A 21903-nucleotide genomic window follows, 5' to 3' on the forward strand; every position below is an offset into this window, starting at 1 on the left:
GCAGAACGTGCCTGGAGGCAGGCTCAGCCCGTGTCGGACGCTCTGACCATGCCATCACCAGAGCGAGCGTGCGCATTCTTCAGCATGACAAAGGAGACGACGCAAAGAATCAGCTCCGAGATCGCCTCGGAGGCCCAGATACCGGTCAGGGAGAACAGGCGGGAGGCCAGCAGAAGCACCGGCAGCTTGACCAGGAGGATGCCCCCGAGGGTGAGCAGCAGCGCCTCCCGGGCCCGGCCGATCGACTGAAACGAGGCCGCCGTGACCATGGCCACGCCGGTCAGCGGGTAGGAGAGCGCCAGCAGCCGCAAGGCGGTCTGCCCTTCGGCGATGATCGCGCTCTCCCTGGAGAGCAGGGCGATCAGCGCAGCCGGCATCAACAGGCAGATGCCGCAGACGAGCGATCCATAGACGACGGCGGCGCCAAGGGAGAGCCGGATGGCCTCCCGTACCCGCTCGAGCTTCTTCTGGCCGAAGTTGTACCCCACGAGCGGCTGCATCCCCTGGACGATGCCGGTCTGCGGCGCGATCAGCCCGGCGTAGAGCCGGCTCACGATCGCGAACACGCTCAGGGCGCTGTCGCCGCCGATCAGCCTGAGCAGGTTGTTCGTGACGATGGCGATCAGGCTGACGCTGGAGCTCTTGATGAGCGACGGGGACCCGATCGTCAGCACCTCGATGATGATGGGCCAGTCCGGCTTGAAATAAGACGCCTTGACGCGATAGGAGCGGTTCTTTCTGAAAAAGAAGAAGTGGACGCTCATGCCGGCCGAGGTGGCCTGGCAACAGACCGTCGCCAGGGCGGCTCCCGAGGCGCCCATCTGCAAGACGATGATGAACAGCCAGCACAGGACGATGTTGACGCCGATGGGGATGATCCACATCGCGGTCGAGTACCTGGCGTTGCCATCCGCCCTGACGATGGCCGAGTAGCCGGTGCCGGCGACGGCGCCGAGGAAGATGATCCGCCCGTACTCGATGGCATAGGGGGCGATGCTGTCGGTGGCCCCGAGCAGATAGACGATCGGCTCGATGAAGACCGAGCCCAGGACCGTGATGACGATCGCCGCCGTCCAGAAGATCAGGAAGGTGTTCGCCACCGTCCGGGAGGCCTTCTCCACGTCCTGCTCGCCGAGCGCCCTGGAGACCACCGAGGCGCCGCCGGCCCCGACGGTCGTGGCGACGGCGCCCAGGGCGATCAGGACCGGCGAGACGATCGAGGCCCCGGCAGCGGCCAGCGAGTTGATGCCCACGGAGAGAAAGTAGATGTCCGTGAGGCTGTAGACGGCATAGGCCAGCAGCGAGAGCGTGGTCTGGGACGACATCTCCAGCAGCAGCTTCCCGACCCTCTCGGTCCCCAGACGATCAACCCTGGAGTTGCCGCCCATGAGGGTTCAGCTTGCTTTCAGCCAGTCCATGTGTTCGTCTATCCACTGCCTGGAGAGGTTGTAGATGGAGTCGGTGTCGTAGTTGCGGTAATAGCACTCTGTGTGCATGACCAGGGCGAGGTGCAGCGAGTACAGGCGGCATCTCCGTTCTTCTTCAGGGGTGAAGGAGGTCTTGCCGTAGCCGCGCATGCTGCTGGTGATGCCCTCGGAGGAGAGCGGCCTGAACTGGGCCTCCATCAAGGGTTCGGCCCAGAGCGCCCTCTCGAAGTCGATGATGCCGACGACCCTTCCTTCCTTGACGAAGACATTGGGGTCCCAGATGTCCCAGTGGACCAGGCAGGGCGTGGTGACCTCCTCCAGCGCGGGGGCGTGCCTGAGGACGGCGGCGCGGATCTCGTCGTAGCCGTGGTCGTACACCACGCCTTTTCGGGCGCCGTCTTCCAGCACCGACTCCATGATCCTGGTGAACGCCTCTCTCCAGGTGTTCGCGCGCAGGGCCGGGTTCCCCTCGTAACCGAAATAGGTGCCCGTGAAGCCGTTGATCTCCCGGATGATCTCGCCGACATGCAGGCCGATGGACGCCTGCGCATCGGGGGGAAGGCTCGCTCTCACGTGCTCGAGGTTGTCCCCGGCGATCTTCTCCATGAAGAAATAGTCCGAGTCGCACAGGTCGTGGGCGTCGTCGAAATGGTAGATCTGTGGCACGGGGATGGCCGGGTTTCGCCGGACCAGGCGCATCGCGGCGACCTCGGTGGCCATGATGTTCTTTTCGTACAGCATGACCTCGGCATCTCTTGGCGCCGCGATCTTGAGGATGACCTCCCGGCCGTCGGCGAGCCGGATGTCATAGGCCGCATTGAACCAGCCGTCTTTCAGCTCGAGCACGGCGTCTTCGCCACCTGCGAGCGCCGTGCCCCCAAAGGCCCTGGCGGCCATGGCTGCGATCTGCGGGCGTGTTTTTACATTCTTGGTCTTGCTTTCCACGGTCCTCCTTTGCCGAGCTGCCGGTCGCGTGCGCCGCTCTTCGCGTTTCCCGACGCTCGCGTCTCACCGGGGGCGCTCGCCGTCGGTCGGCGCGGCGAGCGCCCGCGCCTGGGCGAAGAGATCGGGGCGCGCCTGGCCGTGGGACCAGCCCTCGGGGTACGAGGCGACGGCCGAGGGGCGGCTGCGCACGCGGCGCTCGTAGGCGTCGAGCGCGGGGTGGCCGGCGAGCGAGAGCCCGCGCCGCTGCATGTAGGCGAGCACGGGGTAGAACGCGCAGTCGGCCAGGGTGAAGGCGTCCGATGCGATGAACCGTGCCTTCTGCGCGCGCGCCTCCCAGAGCGCGAGCTCGCGCTCCACGCCCGCGAGGGCGCCGAGGACCGCCGCCCGCCGGTCCGGCGACAGGGGCCCTGCGCCGGCCTCGAACAGGCTCTCCAGCGGGTCGTAGACGCACGCCGTCGCCTCCGACTCCTGCGCGAGGGCGAGCGCGAGCGCGAGCGCGCCGGGCTCGGCGAGCGGGGGGAGGAGCGGCGGGTCGGGATACCGCATCTCCAGGTACGTGAGGATCGCCAGCGACTCGTTCATGACGGTGCCGTCGGGCTCGACGAGCACCGGGGCCTGGCCGCGCGGGTTGAGGGCCAGGAACTCCGCGGTGCGCGTCTCGCGCGGCTCGCGCATCACGCGCAGCCGGCGCGGCGCGAAGGCGAGGCCCTTCTCGCGCGCGGCGATCAGCACGCGCCAGCTCGAGATCGAGCCGTTCACGAAGTACACCGCGCGCGCGGCGCTCATCGGTCGCCTCCCTGCAGCGCGCGGAGATTGAGCACCTCGAAGCCCGGCCGGTAGGCGGCGGCGTCGAAGGTGGGGTCGATGTTCTCGGCGCGGAAGAGCTGCAACATCCGCTCTGCCTCGGCGCGCTCTGCCTCGTCGCGCGACGGCCCGGGGAGCGCGGACCGCGCCCGGGCGCGCGCCTCGGCCTCGGCGCGGCCCGCGGCGGGCGCGCCGGCGCCCCAGACAGCCCCCGTGGCCGGGTCGTGGAACGTGCCGATGTGCCGGAAGGTGAGCGAGATCCGCGATGCGGGGCCGTCGCTCCCGCCGTCCGCGTCGCCCTCCTGTCGGATGGCGTGATAGAGCCGGCGGTTCGTCTCCAGGTCCATGACGAGCAGCGAGCCGTGCGGCAAAGGGACCTTCTGGACAGCGTCCCCGTCCGCGGGGCGCTTGGGCCGGAGCACCATGGTGCGCTGTCGCCCGAGCGAGACGTTCACGATGAAGGAGGGGCGCACGAGGTCGAGCGTCTTGTCGGAGTGCTCGCTGATCCAGTCGCGCCCGGTGCGGTAGAGCTGAAGCAGGCAGTGATTCAGCGGGTGCCCGACGCGGCGCTCGACCTCCTTGCGAATGCGGTCGACGGCGGGGGTGAAGGCGCCGAGCTCGGGCTGCTCGTCGGCCGGGTGGCGATAGAGCGGCACCGCGCCGTCGGGCGCGCGCTCGCCCTGGATCGCGACGAGGCGCGGCACCTCCCCGCCGCGGTGGCGCATCGTTGTCCATGCCACCTCGCGCTCGACCGACTCGAAGGCTCCGGCGCCCTCGGCGACGCTCTCGTCGAGGGCGCCGCACCACAGCGATGTGCCGCCCGCGCCGATGCCGTCGACGCGCACCGGCCCGGATCCGTCGGCGAGCAGGTCGGCCCAGCGGCGGCGCCGGGCGCCCAGGGCCTCGATCTCGCGCAGCGCCGCGGCGTGCTTGCCCGCGGTGCTCGCCGCGGTCGCGTCCTCGAGGATCTCGACGCCGTACCCGAGCCGGCGCGCGTCGCGGGCCGCGGCGAGGACACACACGTTGGTCGCGACGCCGCACAGGACCACGGCGGTCACGCCCGCCTCCTCGAGGCGAGCGTGCAGATCGGTGTCGCGGAAGGCCGAATACCACCGCTTCTCGACGTGCCGTTCCGCCGTCCCTGCGGCGCGCTCGGCGCGCACGGGGACGAGCGCGGGGAACAGCTCGGCGCCCCACGTGCCGCGCGCGCAGCACGCGCTGCCTGTGTGCGTCTGGCCCCGGAGCGCGTCCGCGGAGGCGTCGATCTCGCCGTAGGCCGAGGTCACCCACACCACGATACGCCCCTGCGCGCGCGCGGCGCGCACCAGCCAGGCCACGCTCTGCGCGAGCTGGTGCGGGTCGCAGTGCCGCTTCGAGAACGCGCCCCCCTCCGCGAGGAAGTCGTTCTGCATGTCGATGATCAGCAGCGCCGTGCGCGCCGGAATTTCGGGCTGTGGCCGACCGTCCATGTCCTTCATGTTCTGGTATCACCTCGGCGGTGACCGGCCAAGGGCCCCGCCTCGCGACGGCGGAGGGCCGCGGGTATCCTCAAGCGGAGGACGACGAAGGAGGCGTTGTATCTCCGCCTGTCTCTTCGCCGTGCCAGTAGTCTCTGACCTGCGACTTGTCATAGACCTCGTCGACCGAGCGCACGAGGATCTTGTTCGAGTCGGTGTAGACGCAGACATCATCTGACTTCCGCTCGCCGATCACGAGGAAGCGGCAGGGCGCATCGCTGTTGTTGACGAGGCAGTGGCCGGCCTTCTGGCGCGCCGGGAAGCAGACATAGTCTCCGGCCGACATCTCGATCGTCTCCTCGGCGAGCCGCAGGGTGGCGCGGCCCTCGAGGATGAGGATGTGCTCTTCCTCCAGCAGGTGGTAGTGCGCGGGACAGGTTTGCTTTCCCGGCGAGAGCTCCTCGATCAGCACGCCGACATGATGGCCTGTGGCCATGACCGCCTTGGTCAGGTGCCGAAATCGGCTGCCGAAGCGCGAGCCCTCCGACCACTCTTCCCAGGGGACGCTCTCGACGGCGATCGGCTTGCGGATCTCCTGCGGATCGTCTCTTTGATCGTTCCTTGACACGGCTGGCCTCCTTTGACTTGCGTGTGCCCGCGGCGCGGGGCTTGTCCTAGCCACTCCGGTTGCGGAGGTAATGGGCGGCCACCTTCATCCGGTTGCCGCACAGATCCATGCTGCACCAGCGGCGCGCGTGGTTCCTCGAACCATCGTGGAAGTAGAGCACGCAGTCCGGGTTCGCGCAGCGCTTCACGAGCGCCGGGTCCACGTCGCAGAGGAGGCCGGCGGCGGCCTCGGCGATGGGGCGGAGGAGCTGGTCCGGCGCGTCGATCTGCACGTGAACCCGCCGCGTGAACCCGGCGCCCGCACGCACGACCTCGGTGTACCCCGCATCGAGGCGGAGGGCTCTGTTGATCACATCGACGGCGCCCTGGCCCTGCGCCTTCTGCGCGCGCGGCCGCTCGATCAGCGCGCGCAGCGCGCCCCGGAGCTGCCGCGCTCCGTCGAGGGCGCCCTCGCCCTCCCGCGACCCCTCCCAGCGATCGAGGACGCAGCCCGCGGTCGCCCCCTCGAGGAAGCCCGCCTCCTCGGACCAGGCGACGAGGGCGCGCAGGTCAGGGAGCAAGTCCACGCGGTCGCCGCGCTGCACAGGCTCGGTGTTGAGGAAATCGAGCGCCCGGTGATTGCCAAGCCAGAGGAAGCGCGACGTGGTTGTAACCATCGATCTCCGTGTTGACTGGTTAGCATGCGCGCCGTATAACCGTCAAACAAGTACTACGGAGGTTATCATGAGACGAAGGAGTGAGGCGGGCGCGGCGCTGGCCACCCTGGCTTTCGTCGCCCTCGTCGCGGGCTGCGCCGGCAGGTCGCCCGCGCCGAGCGGCGATCGCGGCGTGTCGGCAGGGGGTCGAGCCGCGGCGGCGGTGCCCGACGCGGTCTGGCCGGAGAAGACGTCTTACCGCTCCGTCGATGTCCGCGGGCGCCGGATCTTCTACCGCGAGGCGGGGCGCCGCGACCGCCCCGTGGTGCTCCTGCTCCACGGCTATCCGTCGTCGTCCCACAGCTACAGAGAGCTGATCCCTCTCCTTTCAGGCCGGTACCGCGTCGTGGCGCCGGACAACCTGGGGTCGGGCTTCAGCGATCACCCGAGCCCTCGCGAGGTCACGTACACGTTCGACCTGCTCGCGGACCACATCACCGGGTTCACCGAGGCGCTCGGGCTCACGCGGTACGTGCTCTACATGCAGGACTTCGGCGCGCCGGTCGGGTTCCGTGTCGCCATGGCCCATCCCGAGCGGCTGCGGGGGCTCGTCGTGCAGAACGGCAACGCGTACCTCGACGGTCTGCCCGAGGCGCTGCGGGCGTTCCTGCGGCGCGCCCACGAGGACAGGTCCCGGGAGGGCGTCGCTGCCGTCGCCCAGATCGTCAGCGCCGCGGCGATCAGGGAACAGCAGTACCTCCGGGATGTGCCCGGCGACCGGCGGGAGCGGTTGAGCCCGGACACGTGGACCCACGACCTCGCGTTCCTCGCCACCCCCGAGGACCGCGAGATCCAGGTCCAGCTCCTCCAGGACTACCAGACGAACATCGACGCCTATCCGTCATGGCAGGCGTTCCTGCGCTCCCGCCAGCCGCCGACCCTCATCGTCTGGGGGCGCAACGACGCGGACTTCATCCGCGCGGGCGCGACGGCGTACCTCCGCGATGTCCCCCGAGCAGAGCTCCACCTGCTGGACGCGGGGCACTTCGCCGTGGAGGAGCAGGCGGTCGCGATCGCGCAGCACGTCACGCGCTTCATGGAGAAGCTCCCTCCCTGAGCGCCGGCGACACCGCGCCTCCCCGCGGGAACCTCCCGTCCGATCGGGTGTCGATCGACCAACCCCAGCGCCGGCGGTCCTGCGTCGATCAGGCTCGCCCCGCCGCACCACGACCGGAGCCCCCTGTGCGAAGAGCCCTCCTCCGCGCCGCGCTCGCCGCGCTCGCCCCCTTGCTCCCCGCCCTCTCGAGCTGCGCCGACAGCCCGCTGCCGCCCGCCGCCCCCGGCTCGCCCCCGGGCGCGGCCATGCCCGCCGCGCTGCCCGCCGCGCCTGCCGCGCCGGCGCTCGCAGCGCGCCGCGCCGAGGCGCCGATCCGGCTCACCGCCGCGGACGGCACGGGGCTGCGCCTCGTCGCGCTCACCGGCCGCGCGGTGATCGAGGCGCCGCTCGCGTTCACCGAGCTGCGCCTCACCTTCGAGAACCCCGAGGACCGCGTGCTCGAGGGCACCTTCAGCGTCACCCTGCCGCCCCGCGCGAGCCTCGGCCGCCTCGCCATGAGGATCGGCGATCGCTGGCAGGAGGGCGAGGTCGTCGAGCGCCAGCGCGCGCGCGAGGCGTACGAGGACTTCCTCCATCGCAAGCAGGACCCGGCGCTGCTCGAGCAGGCCGCGGGCAACCAGGTGAGCGCGCGCGTGTTCCCCATCCCGGCGCGCGGCGTGAAGGAGATCGTCGTCGCGTACTCCCAGGAGCTCGGCCCGGACGCGCCCTTCGCCGTCCCCCTGCGCGGCCTGCCCGTGGTGAGCCGCCTCGACCTCGAGGCCACCGTCGCGGGCGCCGCCGCGCCCGTCCTCGCGCTCCACCGGAGGGACGCGGCGCCCGAGGCCGACTTCGTCGTGGATCCCGCGCGGCTCGGGGCGACGGCGGCGCGGGGCGGCCTGCGCAGCGGCGAGCTCGTGCTCGCCCGCGTGGCCGCGCCCGTGGATGCTCGGCCCGATCCGCTCGCCTCGGCGGTGATCCTCGTGGACACGAGCGCCTCGCGCGCGCTCGGGATCGAGGAGCAGCTCGGCGCGCTCGCGGCCGTCGCGCAGGCGGTCGCGCGCGCGGGCGGGCCGGGCGCGCCGCTCACCGTCGCCTGCTACGACCAGACCGTCGCCCCCGTGTTCGACGGCGCGGCCTCGGCGTTCGGCGAGGCGGAGATCCGGCGCATCCGCGAGCGGCAGGCGCTCGGCGCCTCGGATCTCGGGCGCGCCCTCCGCTGGGCCGGCGAGCGCGCGCGCGCCCGCGGGCAGCGGCGCGTGGTGCTCCTCTCGGACGGCATCGCCACCGCGGGCGAGGTCGCGCCGGGCGCGCTGCGCGGCGCCGCGGGGGCGCTGCGGGACGCGGGGGTCGAGCGGCTCGACGCCGTCGCGCTCGGCGGCATCCGCGACGAGGCCGCGCTCCGGCAGCTCGTCACGGCGGGGCTGCCGCGCGACGGCGCCGTGATCGACGGCGCGCGCGGCGCCGCCGAGGTCGAGCGGCGCCTCGCGTCGGCCACCCGCTCGGGGATCGCGGTGAGCGTCGAGGGCGCGCGCTGGGTATGGCCGCGCGCGCTGCACGGGATGCAGGCCGGCGACGAGGCGCTCGTCTACGCCGAGGTGCCGGCCGAGCTGCCGGTCCGGATCACGGTCGATGGCCGCACCGCCGCGCCCGATCTGCGCGGCGTGGAGCGCCCGCTGCTCGAGCGCGCCTGGGCCCGGGCGAAGATCGACGGCCTCCTCGCCCGGGAGGCCCCGGGCGCCGAGCAGGACGCCCTCCGCCGGCAGATCGTCGATCTGTCGATCGCGCACCGGGTGCTGAGCCCGTACACCGCGCTGCTCGTGCTGGAGACCGAGGGCGACTACGCCCGCTTCGACATCGCCCGGCGCGGCCTCTCCGACATCCTCACCGTCGACGGCGGCCGCGTGGCCGTGCAGAAGCGCTCGCGGCCGCCGACCGAGAAGCTGCGGGAGGCCAGGCCGCCCGTCACCCGGGGCGACGGCGGCCCGGCCGGTGCGGGCGACGGAGCGTCGGCCGGCGTGGGCGCGGCCCTGCGGCCGCCGCCTGCGCCGCCGGAGCCGCCTGCCGGGGCGGGGACGGTCACGCGGATCAGCGCGGGCGGGCTCGGGCTCTCGGGCGTCGGCGAGGGCGGCGGCGGCCGCGGCGAGGGCATCGGCCTCGGCTCGATCGGGACCATCGGCCATGGCAGCGTCGCCGCCGCGCCGGCGGCGAGCGCCGCGCCGGCGGCGAGCGCCACGCCGGACGCGGGCAGCGGCGAGGGCTTCGGCAGCGGCCACGGCCGCCTCGGCGGCCACCACAGGGGCGCGGCGGCCTCGATCCGCATGGGCGCCACGCAGGTGAGCGGCCGCCTTCCGCCGGAGGTCGTCCAGCGCATCGTCCGCCAGAGCTTCGGCCGCTTCCGCCTCTGCTACGAGGAGGGGCTCGGGCGATATCCCCTCTTGCAGGGCCGTGTCACCGTACACTTCACCATCGACCCCAGCGGTGCTGTCGTGAACGCGCGCCACGGCGGCTTCGATCTTCCCGACGCGGCCGTGGTCTCCTGCGTGGTCCGCGCCTTCCCTGCGCTGAGGTTCCCCGCGCCCGAGGGCGGCAGCGTCGATGTCGTGTACCCGCTCCACTTCGCGCCGCCGAGCGCCGCGGCCGGCCCGGCCGCCCGCGCCGCCGCGCCGGCGCCGCCGCCGCCGCCGGAGCCGGCGCCGGTCGAGCCGTATACCGGCCGCTTCAAGCGGATCCAGGACACCCTCGCCCGGGGCGAGGCGCAGGCCGCCGTGCGCGAGGCCTGGAGCTGGCGCGCCGACGCCCCCGGCGACGTGCTCGCGCTCGTCGCGCTCGGCGAGGCGCTCGAGGCCACGGGCGACGCGCCGGGCGCTGCCCGCGCGTACGGCTCGATCATCGACCTGTTCCCCGCGCGCGCGGACCTCCGTCGCTTCGCCGGCGCGCGCCTCGAGCGCCTCGCGGCCGGCGCGGGCCTCGATCTCGCGGTCGACACCTACGAGAAGGCGCGCGAGCAGCGCCCCGACCACCCCTCCGGCCACCGCCAGCTCGCGTTCGCGCGCCTGAAGCGGGGCGAGCCCGCCGCCGCGTTCGACGCGCTCGCGGCGGGCCTCGCGCGCCGCTACCCGGAGGGGCGCTTCGCCGGCGTGGAGGGCGTCCTGCGCGAGGACCTCGGCCTCGTCGCCGCGGCGTGGATCAAGGCGGACCCGGCGCGCCGGGTCGACGTCCTGGCGCGGCTCGCGAAGGCCGGCGCGAAGCTCGAGGGGGCGCCTTCGCTCCGCTTCGTGCTGAGCTGGGAGACCGACGCCAACGACGTCGACTTCCACATCCGGGACGACCGCGGCGGCCACGCTTATTACGGAGAGCCGACGCTGCCGGGCGGCGGGCGCCTCTACGCCGACGTCACCACCGGCTACGGGCCCGAGTGCTTCACCATCCGCGCGCCGCGGGAGCAGCGGGCCCGCCGGTACACCCTGCAGGCGCACTACTACGCGCGCGGGCCGATGGGCTACGGCATGGGCAAGCTGCAGATCGTCGACCACGACGGCAAGGGCGGCCTGACGTTCGAGGAGCGGCCGTTCGTGATCATGAACGACCAGGCGGTCGTGGATCTCGGCGCCGTCACGCGCTGACGCGCCGAAGCGCCGGGGGACGTCACCGCTCCCACACCATGACCACCTCCGGCTGCCTTTGCCCGCACACATCGGCCCGCGCGCGGCGATGGCCGGTCGCTACGGAACCGCGATGGCCGCGAGCGTAGGCCTGGCGGCGGCCACGTACGCGTCCCGCTCGATGAAGATCGAGCGGTCGAGGCGCCCGGCGTTGAAGACGAGCTCCGCGTTCTCCAGGAGCCTCGGGTCCACGACGAGGGCCAGCTCGGCGTCGAACGAGACGGGCGGGACGGCGCCCATGACGCAGCCCGTGAGCTGCTCGGCCACGGCGGGCGGCGCGAACATCGCGTGCGTGCCGCTGCCGAGACCCTTCACGACAGCCAGATCGATGCGGCAATCCCCGGGCACCACGCAGAGCAGGTAGCGCCGGTCCTTCTTGCCCAGCTTCACCATGACCACCATGGCCTTGGCCGCCTGGCCGAGGCGATTGCCGCGCATCTGCGTGACGACCTCGGTCCGGCCCTCGGCCGGATGCTCGACCACGCGGAAAGCGGCGCCGCTCTCCTCGAACAGGGCAATCAGTCGCTGGTGGACGTCTGCGATCATGTGCGCACCTTGGTCGGGTCGATGGCCGCCGACGCGAGCTTGCGCTCGATACGAGGGCCGAGGACGACGGTGAGAAGCCCCAGGAAGATCAGGGCCGCCGCCAGGATTCCGGCGCCGCTCAGTCGCTCGTGCAGCAAGAGGGTCGAGAAGGCCATGCCGAACACGGGCACGAGCAGCCCGAAGGGCGAGATGAGGTTCGCCGAATATCGCCGGAGCAAGCGCCCCCAGATGCCGAAGGCCAGGACGGTGGCGACGAGCCCCGTGTAGAGCACCGCGCCGAGCCCTGCCGCGCCCATGTGGGACACGGCGTTCACCTGCCCGTCCTCGAAGAGATACGAGAGCACGAGCAGCGGCAGCGGCGGAACCAGGCTCATCCATATCATGAGTCGGAACGGGTCGACCCCGCGGGCGCCCTTCAAGAGGACGTTGGTGACGGCCCAGGCGACCGCCGCCGCAAGGACGAGAGCGAACCCCACCGGATCGACGTTCCCCTGATGCGTGGAGGCCAGAAGGACGATCCCGCCCAGCGCGATGGCCACGCCGCGCCTTTGCATGCGCGAGGGCGAGTCGTGGAGCACGACGGACGAAAGCAGGATGGTGAACGGCACCTGCGCCTGAATGGCCAGCGAGGACAGCCCGGCCGGCATCCCGACCTTCACGCCGAGGTAGAGCAGCGAGTATTTGACGACGCCCAGCACGAGCCCCACCTGGACGAGGACGCGCCACGGGATGCCCTTCCGCCCGACGAAGAACACCGCCGGAACGGCCGCCACGAGGAACCGGAGCGCCGAGAACAGGAGCGGCGGGAACGTCGCGAGTCCCAGCTTGATCACGACGAAGTTGAAACCCCAGAGGAGGGCGGTGAACACACCGAGCAGGACGTCGCGCGGCTTCATGTCAGCTCCAGACGATGGCGTCCAGGAGGCCGTCCGCCGGGAATCCGAGGAAGAAGCCCATCGTGACGCGGTCGCGGCCACGGACCCGCTCGATCTCGTGGTAATTGGTGGGGTTGATCAGGTACACGTCGCCCGTCCGCGGCTTGAAGACCTGGCGGGCCACGCCATGGACCACGCCCCGCTCGTAGCCGAGTCCATCCTTGATCTTGTACGCCTCGTCGTCCAGGTCCCACGCCTTGCGATAATGAATCAGCTCGCCTCCCTCGTCGCACTCCTGGATGCAGACGATGCAGCTCAACTGGTGTCGCAGCCCGCGGACCACGAGGCTCGTGTCGGCGGCGTCGCGCATGATGTTGTCGTTGTGCAGCGGGTTTCGCACGCCGTCCGCATGAATACGCACGACCGAATCTGCGTACATGCGCCCGTCCGCCTCGCGCGCGACCGCGCAGCTCCGGAGCCCGAGGAACGTCCGTAGCCCCTCACGCGCGAGCAGACGTGGATCGCGCCCGGCGCCCGAGAAGACCTCGTCCGTCACGCGCGCGTCCTCGAAGTAGCGGTCCGGCTGCGCGAGGTGCTTGGCCAGGTACGGGCCGATGGTCGTCAACGTGCCGTTCGCGTACCGGGTGGCGAGCGCCCTCTCGTCATGGGCGCGCACGAGGCGCCGGGTCTCCTCGACGAGCGCGGGGGACATGAGGTCCCGCAGCACGAGAACGGCGCACTCGTTCTGTACCAGCGCGCGGAGCATCTCCGGACCCAGCGCGCGGTGCTCGACGGAGCAGGTGACACAATCCCAATCTCTCATGTCGTTCATCTCGGGCTTACCCTCTGTGAATCTCGATTTGCACGATATCTCGCGGCGGGAGGGGCTCCCACCGCTCGCGCGGCGCGAGCGCGGGGATGATCTCCGACGCGATCACGGTGCAGTCCCGCAGGGCGAGGCGATGCATGGCGAAATAGCGCGGGTACGGCGTATCCTCCGGCGTCCAGTGGATCACGTGGGCGCGGCGCGGACTCACGAGGATCGCGTTGGCCGAGGTCCCGCCGTGCGGGATGTCGCGCAGCCTGGCCGTCGCCGCGTCGACGTCCAGCGCCTCCTCGCCTTCCGGGAGGAGGTAGTCGAGGTACTCGGCCGAGTCGAACTCGGAGCGCTCGCGCCCGAGCCGCTGGTACACCGTCGGCATGAACCCGTTGTGCAGGAAATAGAAGGGGCCTCGCGCGCCATGCCGCGCGATGGGATGCGTGCATCCGATCCCCTGATTCCTGGCCAGCGTCGCGTGCCGCACATGGACCACCAGGAAATCGGTGTCGACCCGCGGCACGATCGATTCACCGACGCTGTGCTCGATGGGCCGCACGTCCCTGTGAACGGCGAGGCCATGCGGTGCGCGTGGATCCCGAAACACCGCGCCCCAGCCGTTGGGGTGGCGCCGCGTCGGCCCCTCGTGCTCGGCAGTGCGCCCCGTGCTCATCGCGACCGCGGCGTCGAGCAGGGCGACGGTGGAAAAACGACCGTGAGCGAGGATCAACCGGCACATGGTCAGGCTCCGAGGCGCGCGGCGAGGCAGAGCCGTGGATGCGCGCGCGCCTCGTCGATGTCGAGGTATGGATCCAGCCCGTCGCGCGTGGCGCCGAGCTGGACGAAGGCAGGCTCTGCACGTCTCATCGTCATTCACCTGCCCGAGATGATCTCGTCCACGGTGGGGCCGCCCTGGGCGTGCCGTGTCTGGATGACCTGCTTGTGCGGATCCCGCGCGAGGATATGGGCGATGAGGTGCCCGTCAGCGCTCCCCGGCACGAGACCATGCCGCGGGGCGGCATAGACGACCTGGAGCTGAGGCACGGTGAGCCCGCTCGTCTTTTCGAGGAAAACGCGCGTCGATTCCCGTCCCTCCGCGCGCGGGTCGCCCCGCAGGAGCGCGTGGATGGAGTCGCCGAGGTGCGCGAGGCGCGGGTGCTCGCGCTCCAGATAAGGCTGCAAGCGCTCGCCTCGCCCCGCGAAGGGCGAGTACACCATGCAAACGAGCTGCTCCTCCTCGAGCCCGTACAGCTCGCGCGCCACGTCGTTCATGCGGGACCGCATGCGCATGACCCCGACCCTCCCTTCGTACCGGGCGAGCATCATGTTGACCAGCGCCTCGGGGAAGTCCTTCTGGCGCATCAGCCCCACGGCGAACCGGACGTACTCGTCGATGCCCTCCGCATAGCTGCGCCCGTGGTCCCGCTCGCACCGGAGGCCCCGCAGGTGGGCCATGATCCCTGGGTTGGCGCAGTCCGACTCGCTGAAGCTGAACGCGATGTCGTCGAACGTGAAGCCGAGGTGCCCGGCGAGCAGGTCCCAGTGAGCCCCCGACGCGTAATCGGTATCTCCGTAGATGGAGAAGAAGTGCAGCTCCTTCCGGAGCTCCGACGCGACGAGACGCTGCTCGACCGCGCTCGTGGCCTGCTCGCCGTGGATATCGCGGAAATACATGGCCGAGATGCTCCGCATCGTCTCCAGGAACCCGCCGAAGGTCCCCTTGCCCTCCATGCCGTCGATCCCGAGCTTTTGCGCGAGGCGCCGGACCCAGACGTAATAGGCGCGCTGCTCCCGCCGCGCGTCGCCCGTCACGATGACGTCGACCCCTCCTTCGTGAGCGGCGGCGAGGCCGAAGGCATTCACCATGCTGAAATTGCACGCGTTGCAGAAGGTCGGCCTCCCGTTCGCGGAGGTGCGATGACCGGTCATCAGGATGTCGTCCCGGTTCCGCTGGACCAGCCAAGATGGCAGCGGCTCGCCCTCTCGAAAGGGCTTGACCTCGTTTCCGTCGATGAGCAATGGCTCGCAGAGCGGATCGTCCAGCATCCGCAGGGCGCGGTAGGCGCGCCCGATGTTTTCCATGACGGCTCGAGGCATCCCCGCGTGGCGGTTGGTCGCGACCCGGAGCCGGAACGTATCGCCGTGAGCACGGTGCAGGAGGAGCTGCATCAGCCGGACGAAGGCGATGGTGTACGTGCTGTCCTTGCCCCCGCCGTAGGCGACCAGCACCTGGCTTCGGTGAAGCGTTTGCTTGTCCGGCAGGCGCGCGTGCAGCCTGGCCGCGCACCGCGCGGCGCCGTCGATGTGCTGCGGGGACAGGTACGCGAGGAGGCCGCAGAGCGCTTCCTCCCGGCCCCTCCGCGCGGGCGCTTGATTGCTCGTGACAGGTGCATCGTACGATTGAACGAACATCGTGGTGGATCCTTTTTTTGGGTGCTGGCCCGTCGCTGCGGGTAGACCGCGCCCCTCCGCGCGGGCCTCCTGGCCCGGCGGCGACGATCGCAGCGCGCCCGCATCACGCGCCGCTGCGGCCCCTCCGTCGCTCGATCAGAGCGGTTGATTGCCTGCGGGGCCGAGCCCCCGGACGGCGAGCCGGTGAAAGCCGAAGAGAGCCTTCGGTCCGACGGTCTCCCAGCTCGAATGGTCGGGACCGCGGTGGCTCATGCGCGCGAAAGGGCGCAAGAGCTCGACCGCTGCTTCTGCAACGTGGTCGCCATGAGAGGCGAGTATTCCGCACATGATTCGACTCCCAGAGCGTTTCCACCGACGCCGCGGGGAAAGCCGCCAAGGCGCTCGTCCCCCTTCGCGTCCCCGGGTGCTCGCCCCTGCCGGGACGCACCCAGGGGCCGCTCGGCGATTCGCATCCCGATACGGCATCGGCGCGGTTCGCGTCGTGTCCTTCAGCAGCTCCTTCAGCAGCTCCTTCAGCAGCTCCTTCAGCAGCTCCTTCAGCAGCTCCTTCAGCAGCTCCTTCAGCAACCGCCATGCCGCGGAGAGGTCCCGCTCCGAAGCGAGGTGCCCGCCTCGCGTTCGGCCGGTTCCTTCCAGAGCTTGCGCGGAGACGCCACGCGTTGCGCGCAAAGGACTGTACACCGCCCAGGCGGCGCCGGCCCTTCACGTCAAGTCGTTTGTCGCCTCCTCAGGCCGGCAGTCTGGCCCGAGGCGTCGAGGAGATCGTGACCAGGGCGAGGTCGGCGAAGCCGATCGAGACCGCCGTATGTGGAGGCATCTCGAGAAAAGATGGTCCAGCGGATGGTGCGGCCGGGCGCCCTGACCGCCACGCAACTGGCCAAGCAGGCCGGCGTCCCGCAGCCCACCCGTCGAAGTGGCTGCGCGAGACCCATCGTGCAGCGGTGGCCACCAAGACGAACGCGCTGGAGCGGCCGGTGCCCGGCGGACCGCCGAAGACTGCCGACGACAAGCTGCGCCTGGTGCTCGCTGCCCATCAGCACGCGCCCGACCAGCGGGGCGCCCTCTTGCGACGCCAGGGCGTGCACGACGGCGAGCTCGACGCACCGGTCGAGCCCGAATCGAAACCAGGTGAGATCGCGCCCGAGTTGCAGATTACAGTGGTACTGTTTGTGTTACGTGCTCGGGGGAGGATCGTAGGCGCGAGATGCCCGCCAAGCAGGCTGATGCTGATGGAAGCGCTCGGACGAGCTCAGATTTTCGGGGGAGGCGGGCTTCATGTCATCCGGTGGATGGTTCTTCAGAGTAGCAGGCGCCGGGAGAGGTGCGGCTGTTGGGTGGAGCCATCCTCGGCGTGCTCAGCGGATTCTCGGCAGGCCGGTGGTTGGCATCCCGTGTGAGCTGTGACTCCAATGAGCTGAACAGGTTTCTAAAGGAGTCTCATGTGGATCGTCGCAAGTTCGGTATAGAGATGATTCGCCGACTGCAACGGGATCTCGGAGGCCGCGGCCTTGCCATTCTGCTGCATCAATGGCATGCTCTTTTTGATGATCAACATGATGAGAGGGTAATCGCCGAAGATCTACAGTCCTTGGAGCCGATCGCGCCCGGGTCGCCGTGTCCATCGATGAGAGAATATAATGACTTTGCTGGCAGGCCGGTTCCTGATGACTATGTCTTCTCACTCGCTGATTTCGAGTTTCTGCTTGCCGTGAGGGAGTGTCTTGCGCCTGCTGCCGAGCAACTGAAAAAAACAATGATGATATTGCGTCTCATGGATCTGGTTACGCTGAGGGTATTGTGAGTAATTTGATGCTTTGCGGCGGAGCGCGTTGATGTTGATGTGGGGGGGGTATCCATGCACCTTCCTTGAATGCCGGTGAGGCCGGGCGTGAAGGCGAGAACCAGGCTTCGACGCTTCGCGCACGAGCTCTCTCAATCCGATGGTTACCCGGCGAGGCTCGCGCTCTCCCGGACCTCGCGGACCTCGTAGTGCTGCGATCGGGCATCGTAACGCGCGAGGACATCGCGCGCCTTCGCTGGCACGTACGCGGTCTCGTAATTCTCGCCGGCGAACGCCTTCACCGCCTCGATCGAGTCGAACCACATGATGGTGATGAACTCGACCTCTTCCCCGAGCGGGCGCCGGAGCAGCTCGATGCGCTCAAAGCCTTGCACCTGCTTCGCGAGGATCCCCGGGAAGATCTCCGTCTTGAGCAGGGCCTCGTAGGTGTCTGCGTTCTCGGGGCTCGTCCAGCCGTGCCAGATCCGTCTGATCATGTGACCTCCTGCGACAGCGCGAGCAGGGCGCCGGACCCGCGCTCCGCGCTGCGGAGCCCACGGGACGCCAGGACGTCCGCCCGTGTCAAGCGCGTCTCCGCCGGCCGTGGTGGTCGGCGAGCATCGAGAACGCCTGCTTCGGCTCCCAGGTCCCGTCCTCGAGCACCCGCACGACACCGGTGCTGGCCAGGTCGAGGTCCTTGCGCGGGTCGTCCGGGTCGTGGGGTAGCGCGTAGTTGGCGAAGACGTGCACGAACGCGGCGTCCACGCCCTCGGCCTCGAAGATCTCGAGCAGCTCGCGCAGGGTCGTCGCCTGCTCGGCCTCGTCGCGCGCGTACGCGCCGTTCAGCCCGAGCGGCGTGGCGGTCGCCTCGTCCCACACGACGATGTCGCCGCCGCGCGGGCCGGCGTCGCCCGCGCCCTTGTACGTCGCGCAGCCGAACTCGGTGATCGCGACCGGCTTTCCCTGGGCCTTGCCCTGGGCGACGAAGGCGCGGATGAGCTCGGGGAACCGGCCGGCGATCTGCGCGTACCGGTAGCCGGTGTCCGTGCTGAGGGTGTCGAACCGCGCCCAGTCGACGCCCTCGAACGGCAGCGAGGCGTAGCTGATCTTGCCGCCGAACGCGCGCGGACCACCGCGACCGCCCTGGCGAGGAGCTCGTTCAGGCGGGCCGGGATCGCGGCGAGCAGCTCACGGAGCTCGGGCCCCTGCACGGCGAGCACCTTGCCCCGATCGACGAACGTCTCGCCGGGCACGAAGCCTTTGTTCATCAGGCTGAGCTCCGAGCCGGTGACGATCACGACCTCGGCCCCCTCGCGGCGGAGCCGCTCGCCGTGGTCGGCGCACCCGGCGAGCAGCGCGAGCAACTCGTCGCCGGTCAGGTCGGTGGTGAACGGGCAGGTCCACGTCTCCAGCCCCGCCGCCACGGCATGGGTGGCGGCGATCTTCAGCCGGTCCAGGGCACCGCCGGTGATGCGGACCCCGGGCCGTCTCCGCTCAGCCGTCCGGCGTCTGTGCCTTGAGCAGGTACAGGCGGGTGAGCGTCCCCTGGACGAGCGCGCTGCCCTCGAGCTCCCCGGCCGCGCGGATCTCCGCGTTGATGTCGTTCAGCGTGGTCAGCAGCCGATCCGAGCGCTCCTGCGAGAGCGACACGACCGCCGGAAGGAGGTTGTCCTCCGGGAGATCGTCGGACCCGCTCATGGCGAGGTAGATGTCGCGGACGCTGTTCATGGCGCCTGCGTCCCCGCCGGCCCCGGTGAGCAACGACTCGCCGCCGTAGAGGAGCGAGCGCAGCGCGTCGTTCTGCTCGAGGGAGAGCGGGAATCCGAGGGTCACGTACGATTCCCAGAGCGCCTTCGAGCCGGTGAGCTGGCTGCCGGCGACCTGGATCGGATCGCCGAGCTGCCCGAGCTTGGTCGCCACCTGCCCGTAGAACTGCCGCTGCAGATCCTCCAGCTTGCCCTGCACCGCGGCGCGCGCCTCGTGGAGGAGGGCCGAGGTGGCCAGGAGGCGGCGCGTGGAGAGCGCGCGCTGGTTCCACGCCGCGTCGGTCATCGAGCTCTCGGGCGGCCAGACGGCGTCGGGATCGAACGACGTCTCGAAGCTCCGGACGAGCCGTGTCTGCCGCTGGTTCGTCCTGAACCAGATCTCGTGGACCGCCGTCGCGCCGTAGGTCATCCGGACCGCGAAATCGAGCCGGAAGGTCCAGAACCGTCCCCAGGGGACCTCCGTCGACGTCTCCCAGGCCCACTTCGCGTGGATGCACGGCCTCAGGTCGGAGAGCCCGCCCAGGTTGTCGGCGATCATGAGCGGCGCGAGCGGCGCGTAGTCCGCGGCGAAGGGGCCGAGATCGAGATCGAACGACGCCCGGCCGCCGTTGAAGGCCTTGTTCCGGCACGACGGGAGCGGCTTCGTCCCCGTGATGTCGTGCGCGGTCGGGACCTGGTCGGCGCCGCTCCACAGGTCGACGCCGTGGAGCTTGCGGCTCGGGGCGCCCTCGAACGTCGCCTCGAACTGCGAGATGGCGCCGCTCAGCGCGGTCATCTTGCCGCGGTAGTGGTCCGACAGCCGCCGCATCAGCGCGGGCGAGGCGATCCGGTCGAGGCCCGCCGCCAGGTCCTCGCCCGCGTCGATGACGCGCTCCAGCCGGGCCGGGTCGACCTCGCCCGCGTGCTCGGGCCACTCCTCGCCGAGCTGCGCATAGCTCTCCGCCGCCGTCATCCAGGTGAGCGGGTTCGCCAGCCGCTCCGTCGACAGCTTCGAGAGGCCGAACCGGACGGCAGAGAGCTCGCTCAGGTAATTGATGTTGGTCGCGAGCGGGTAGTTGCCGAGCTCGGTGGCGAGCTGCGCGTCGTCGAAGCTCCGGCTGGTCGGGCCCGCCTGGATGAGGTCCTTCGAGGTGAAATAGCTCCAGGTGTAGAAGCGGTTCTCGCCGTCGATGAACGTCGGGCTGTACGCCATCTCGAGCCCTGTACGCTGCTCGTAATTCAGGAAGCCGGCGATGCCCTCCACGAGCGGCTGCCGCTCCGCCGCGTCGAGGAACGCATACAGGTTGCGATCCAGCCGGTTGAGGTCGGCCTGCACGGTGTACAGGGCGAGCTGCACCTCCTCGAGATCCACCTCGATCTCGCCGAGCTCGAAGTTGACGTGCTCGAACTGCTCCATCACCGCGTCGTGGATGTCGTTGAGCTTCCGATCGAGGCGATCGAAGCGCGCGTGCATCTCGGTGCGGACGTCGCCGACGAGCTCGCGGATGTCGCGCAGGTTCTGCAGGATCTTCTGGTTGATCGACGGCTTGTCGTCCCTGTTGAACAGCGAGATGATCTGGAAGACCGCGCCGACCAGGTCGCCGGTGAACACGGCGGCGCCGAGGACCTTGAAGCCCGTGTCGCCCAGCTTCATGATGCCGGCGAGCTTCGACGCCGTCTCGAGCGCGCCCTTCGAGTGCTTGGAGAAGGTGTCGAGGAGGATCGAGGTCGTCTTGCTCAGGATCTCGATGTCGTCCGCGAAGCCGGGGTCGTTGGAGATCGACGCCAGCTTGGCGGCGACCCGCAGGGCGCCTGTCGCGCCCGACTTCACGCTGCCGAGCTTGTCGGCGAGCTCCTTTTGCTTCTTCGTTGCGTCCTCGATGGCCTTCTTCAGCTTGGCCTCGGCGTCGCTCGCGGCGCTCGCGTCGGCGACGAGCGCGGACGCGCCGGCGCTCGCCGCGCCGACCGTCGACCTGGAGCTCAGGAACTCCTGCTCGGCGGCGTCGAGGGCGAAGAGGCTGTCGGCGTAGGCCCTTGTCTGCGCGAGCGCCGCGCCGCCGGCCTCCTCGATGAGGGTCTCGACCGCGCCCTGGCTGGCGGAGAGGCTGCCGTCCGCCTGGACGTTGGCGAGCACGAAGCTCCGCAGCGGCTCGACCGGGTGGACGCGGACGATGTGGCTGGCCGGGTCGCTGGTGCTCACGGCGAGGCGCGCCTGGAGGACGCTGCCGTCGACGGCGGCGGCCAGGGCGCCGCTCTCCCGCGCCGCGGCGTGGAGGCGCTCCCAGCACGCCTCGCGGAACCGCTGGGCCGCGCCGTGCTGGTCGTGGAGCGAGTCGAGGGGAGACACCTTGCGGATCTCGTCGAGATCGCTGCGCAGGGCGGACAGGTAGCTCCGCGCGGCGTCGCGCAGCGCGTCCGCGGCCGCGCCGCTGCCGAGGCCGGGCACCATGCGCGCGAGCGTCCGGCTGATGAAGCGCATCTCCTGGCCGCTCAGGTCGTGCAGCGCGTTCGGCTGGCTCGCCTCGAGGCGCGTCCACATCTCGGCGATGGCGCTCTGGTACTCCGCCGCCGAAAGCCCCGGGTGGCGCGCCGCGAGCCGGCTCGTCGCGTCGGCGAGGAGGTCGAGCCTGGGGTCGTTGACCTCCGCGGCCGCGGCCGCGTACGCGACCCGATCGAGCTCCGCCGCGGGGAGGACCGCGGCGGTCGTCACGAGGGCCGACCGCGCCCGCCCGGTGTCGCCGAGGCCGTCGGCGTCGGCCGCCTGCGAGGCGACGGCGTCGCTCGGGTCGGCGGCGTCGGGATCGCCCGCGTCGTGGGGCGGGGCGCACGACACGCCGGCCGCGACGAGGAGCGCCGCGAGGGACGTGAAGCGGCGCACCGGCGCGCTGCAGGAGGGGAACGGGGGGAGGGGGATCGGGGAAACACGGTTAACGCGAGGGCTCATGTCGATTCACCTCTTCCGGCGCTGGGCCGGAGAGAACGGGGGATGGTTGAAGACCCGCGATGGCGGGGCTCTGCTTGTCAAACGATGGATATCGGCGTGAAAGGCGCGGCGTGCGTGCGTCCTCGACGCCG

Annotated in this window: 18 protein-coding genes; 3 read left to right on the forward strand and 15 right to left on the reverse strand. The window is 70.5% G+C overall.

Annotated elements, in window-relative coordinates; all coding sequences use genetic code 11:
* Positions 1 to 23: 23 nt before the first annotated feature.
* From WME76_RS40260 to WME76_RS40285, 6 genes are all read right to left on the reverse strand, one after another.
* The gene (locus tag WME76_RS40260; protein ID WP_437957456.1) at positions 24 to 1325 is read right to left on the reverse strand and encodes an MATE family efflux transporter; all 1302 of its coding nucleotides are present in this window, start codon (positions 1323 to 1325) and stop codon (positions 24 to 26) included.
* Between the two features lie 69 nt (positions 1326 to 1394).
* Positions 1395 to 2372, reverse strand: a complete 978-nt coding sequence (locus tag WME76_RS40265) for a phosphotransferase family protein (protein WP_437957457.1) — start codon at positions 2370 to 2372, stop codon at positions 1395 to 1397.
* A gap of 63 nt (positions 2373 to 2435) precedes the next feature.
* The gene (locus WME76_RS40270; RefSeq protein ID WP_437957458.1) at positions 2436 to 3158 is read right to left on the reverse strand and encodes a glutathione S-transferase family protein; all 723 of its coding nucleotides are present in this window, start codon (positions 3156 to 3158) and stop codon (positions 2436 to 2438) included.
* Positions 3155 to 4654, reverse strand: coding sequence for an isochorismatase family protein (locus WME76_RS40275; RefSeq protein WP_437957459.1), 1500 nt, complete (start codon positions 4652 to 4654; stop codon positions 3155 to 3157). The genes WME76_RS40270 and WME76_RS40275 overlap by 4 nt, the downstream gene beginning before the upstream one ends.
* Before the next feature lie 70 nt (positions 4655 to 4724).
* The gene (locus WME76_RS40280; protein ID WP_437957460.1) at positions 4725 to 5261 is read right to left on the reverse strand and encodes a cupin domain-containing protein; all 537 of its coding nucleotides are present in this window, start codon (positions 5259 to 5261) and stop codon (positions 4725 to 4727) included.
* A 46-nt stretch (positions 5262 to 5307) separates the two neighbouring features.
* Positions 5308 to 5916, reverse strand: coding sequence for a CGNR zinc finger domain-containing protein (locus WME76_RS40285; RefSeq protein WP_437957461.1), 609 nt, complete (start codon positions 5914 to 5916; stop codon positions 5308 to 5310).
* Between the two features lie 67 nt (positions 5917 to 5983).
* Here WME76_RS40285 and WME76_RS40290 point away from each other — a divergent pair, with 67 nt between their 5' ends.
* Entirely contained in the window at positions 5984 to 7012 is a 1029-nt protein-coding gene (locus WME76_RS40290) for an alpha/beta fold hydrolase (protein ID WP_437957462.1), read from the forward strand.
* A 125-nt stretch (positions 7013 to 7137) separates the two neighbouring features.
* Positions 7138 to 10614 (forward strand): AgmX/PglI C-terminal domain-containing protein, encoded by a 3477-nt coding sequence (locus WME76_RS40295; RefSeq protein WP_437957463.1) that lies wholly within the window; start codon positions 7138 to 7140, stop codon positions 10612 to 10614.
* A 99-nt stretch (positions 10615 to 10713) separates the two neighbouring features.
* Here the strand turns inward: WME76_RS40295 and WME76_RS40300 are convergent, their stop codons facing one another.
* Genes WME76_RS40300 through WME76_RS40325 form a run of 6 tightly spaced genes read right to left on the reverse strand, consistent with a single transcriptional unit; the run spans position 10714 to position 15303 of the window.
* Positions 10714 to 11199: a YbaK/EbsC family protein gene (locus WME76_RS40300; protein WP_437957464.1), complete on the reverse strand. Its 486-nt coding sequence runs from the start codon at positions 11197 to 11199 to the stop codon at positions 10714 to 10716.
* Positions 11196 to 12095 carry an EamA family transporter gene (locus WME76_RS40305; RefSeq protein ID WP_437957465.1) on the reverse strand — a complete coding sequence of 300 codons (900 nt, stop codon included), beginning with the start codon at positions 12093 to 12095 and terminating at the stop codon, positions 11196 to 11198. The genes WME76_RS40300 and WME76_RS40305 overlap by 4 nt, the downstream gene beginning before the upstream one ends.
* A 1-nt stretch (position 12096) precedes the next feature.
* Positions 12097 to 12897 (reverse strand): 2OG-Fe(II)-dependent halogenase WelO5 family protein, encoded by an 801-nt coding sequence (locus tag WME76_RS40310; RefSeq protein ID WP_437957466.1) that lies wholly within the window; start codon positions 12895 to 12897, stop codon positions 12097 to 12099.
* A 16-nt stretch (positions 12898 to 12913) separates the two neighbouring features.
* Positions 12914 to 13630, reverse strand: coding sequence for a class II glutamine amidotransferase (locus tag WME76_RS40315; protein ID WP_437957467.1), 717 nt, complete (start codon positions 13628 to 13630; stop codon positions 12914 to 12916).
* A 2-nt stretch (positions 13631 to 13632) separates the two neighbouring features.
* Positions 13633 to 13758 carry a hypothetical protein gene (locus WME76_RS40320; RefSeq protein ID WP_437957468.1) on the reverse strand — a complete coding sequence of 42 codons (126 nt, stop codon included), beginning with the start codon at positions 13756 to 13758 and terminating at the stop codon, positions 13633 to 13635.
* Between the two features lie 6 nt (positions 13759 to 13764).
* Positions 13765 to 15303, reverse strand: coding sequence for a PqqD family protein (locus WME76_RS40325; protein WP_437957469.1), 1539 nt, complete (start codon positions 15301 to 15303; stop codon positions 13765 to 13767).
* Between the two features lie 1441 nt (positions 15304 to 16744).
* Between WME76_RS40325 and WME76_RS40330 the strand changes: the two genes are divergently transcribed.
* The gene (locus tag WME76_RS40330; protein WP_437957470.1) at positions 16745 to 17104 is read left to right on the forward strand and encodes a hypothetical protein; all 360 of its coding nucleotides are present in this window, start codon (positions 16745 to 16747) and stop codon (positions 17102 to 17104) included.
* Positions 17105 to 17247: 143 nt separating this feature from the next.
* Here WME76_RS40330 and WME76_RS40335 read toward each other — a convergent pair whose 3' ends face one another.
* The 3 genes from WME76_RS40335 to WME76_RS40345 all read right to left on the reverse strand — a co-directional run bounded on the left by WME76_RS40335 (position 17248) and on the right by WME76_RS40345 (position 21772).
* On the reverse strand, positions 17248 to 17580 hold the full coding sequence (locus tag WME76_RS40335; RefSeq protein ID WP_437957471.1) for an antibiotic biosynthesis monooxygenase family protein: 333 nt from the start codon (positions 17578 to 17580) through the stop codon (positions 17248 to 17250).
* 85 nt (positions 17581 to 17665) lie between these two features.
* The gene (locus tag WME76_RS40340) at positions 17666 to 17962 is read right to left on the reverse strand and encodes a hypothetical protein (RefSeq protein ID WP_437957472.1); all 297 of its coding nucleotides are present in this window, start codon (positions 17960 to 17962) and stop codon (positions 17666 to 17668) included.
* 615 nt (positions 17963 to 18577) lie between these two features.
* Positions 18578 to 21772 (reverse strand): hypothetical protein, encoded by a 3195-nt coding sequence (locus tag WME76_RS40345; protein WP_437957473.1) that lies wholly within the window; start codon positions 21770 to 21772, stop codon positions 18578 to 18580.
* Between the last annotated feature and the right edge of the window lie 131 nt (positions 21773 to 21903).

Origin of the sequence: Sorangium sp. So ce119 (assembly GCF_051524405.1) — a bacterium.
GTDB classification, from domain to species: Bacteria; Myxococcota_A; Polyangia; order Polyangiales; family Polyangiaceae; genus Sorangium; species Sorangium cellulosum_G.

Bases quoted from the DNA above. Each gene is read 5' to 3' on its own strand.
- WME76_RS40260 (WP_437957456.1), bottom strand. From the start codon at position 1,325: ATGTCGTCCCAGACCACGCTCTCGCTGCTGGCCTATGCCGTCTACAGC.
- WME76_RS40270 (WP_437957458.1), bottom strand. From the start codon at position 3,158: ATGAGCGCCGCGCGCGCGGTGTACTTCGTGAACGGCTCGATCTCGAGC.
- WME76_RS40275 (WP_437957459.1), bottom strand. From the start codon at position 4,654: ATGAAGGACATGGACGGTCGGCCACAGCCCGAAATTCCGGCGCGCACG.
- WME76_RS40285 (WP_437957461.1), bottom strand. From the start codon at position 5,916: ATGGTTACAACCACGTCGCGCTTCCTCTGGCTTGGCAATCACCGGGCG.
- WME76_RS40290 (WP_437957462.1), top strand. From the start codon at position 5,984: ATGAGACGAAGGAGTGAGGCGGGCGCGGCGCTGGCCACCCTGGCTTTC.
- WME76_RS40300 (WP_437957464.1), bottom strand. From the start codon at position 11,199: ATGATCGCAGACGTCCACCAGCGACTGATTGCCCTGTTCGAGGAGAGC.
- WME76_RS40305 (WP_437957465.1), bottom strand. From the start codon at position 12,095: ATGAAGCCGCGCGACGTCCTGCTCGGTGTGTTCACCGCCCTCCTCTGG.
- WME76_RS40310 (WP_437957466.1), bottom strand. From the start codon at position 12,897: ATGAGAGATTGGGATTGTGTCACCTGCTCCGTCGAGCACCGCGCGCTG.
- WME76_RS40315 (WP_437957467.1), bottom strand. From the start codon at position 13,630: ATGTGCCGGTTGATCCTCGCTCACGGTCGTTTTTCCACCGTCGCCCTG.
- WME76_RS40320 (WP_437957468.1), bottom strand. From the start codon at position 13,758: ATGAGACGTGCAGAGCCTGCCTTCGTCCAGCTCGGCGCCACGCGCGAC.
- WME76_RS40325 (WP_437957469.1), bottom strand. From the start codon at position 15,303: ATGTTCGTTCAATCGTACGATGCACCTGTCACGAGCAATCAAGCGCCC.
- WME76_RS40335 (WP_437957471.1), bottom strand. From the start codon at position 17,580: ATGATCAGACGGATCTGGCACGGCTGGACGAGCCCCGAGAACGCAGAC.
- WME76_RS40345 (WP_437957473.1), bottom strand. From the start codon at position 21,772: ATGAGCCCTCGCGTTAACCGTGTTTCCCCGATCCCCCTCCCCCCGTTC.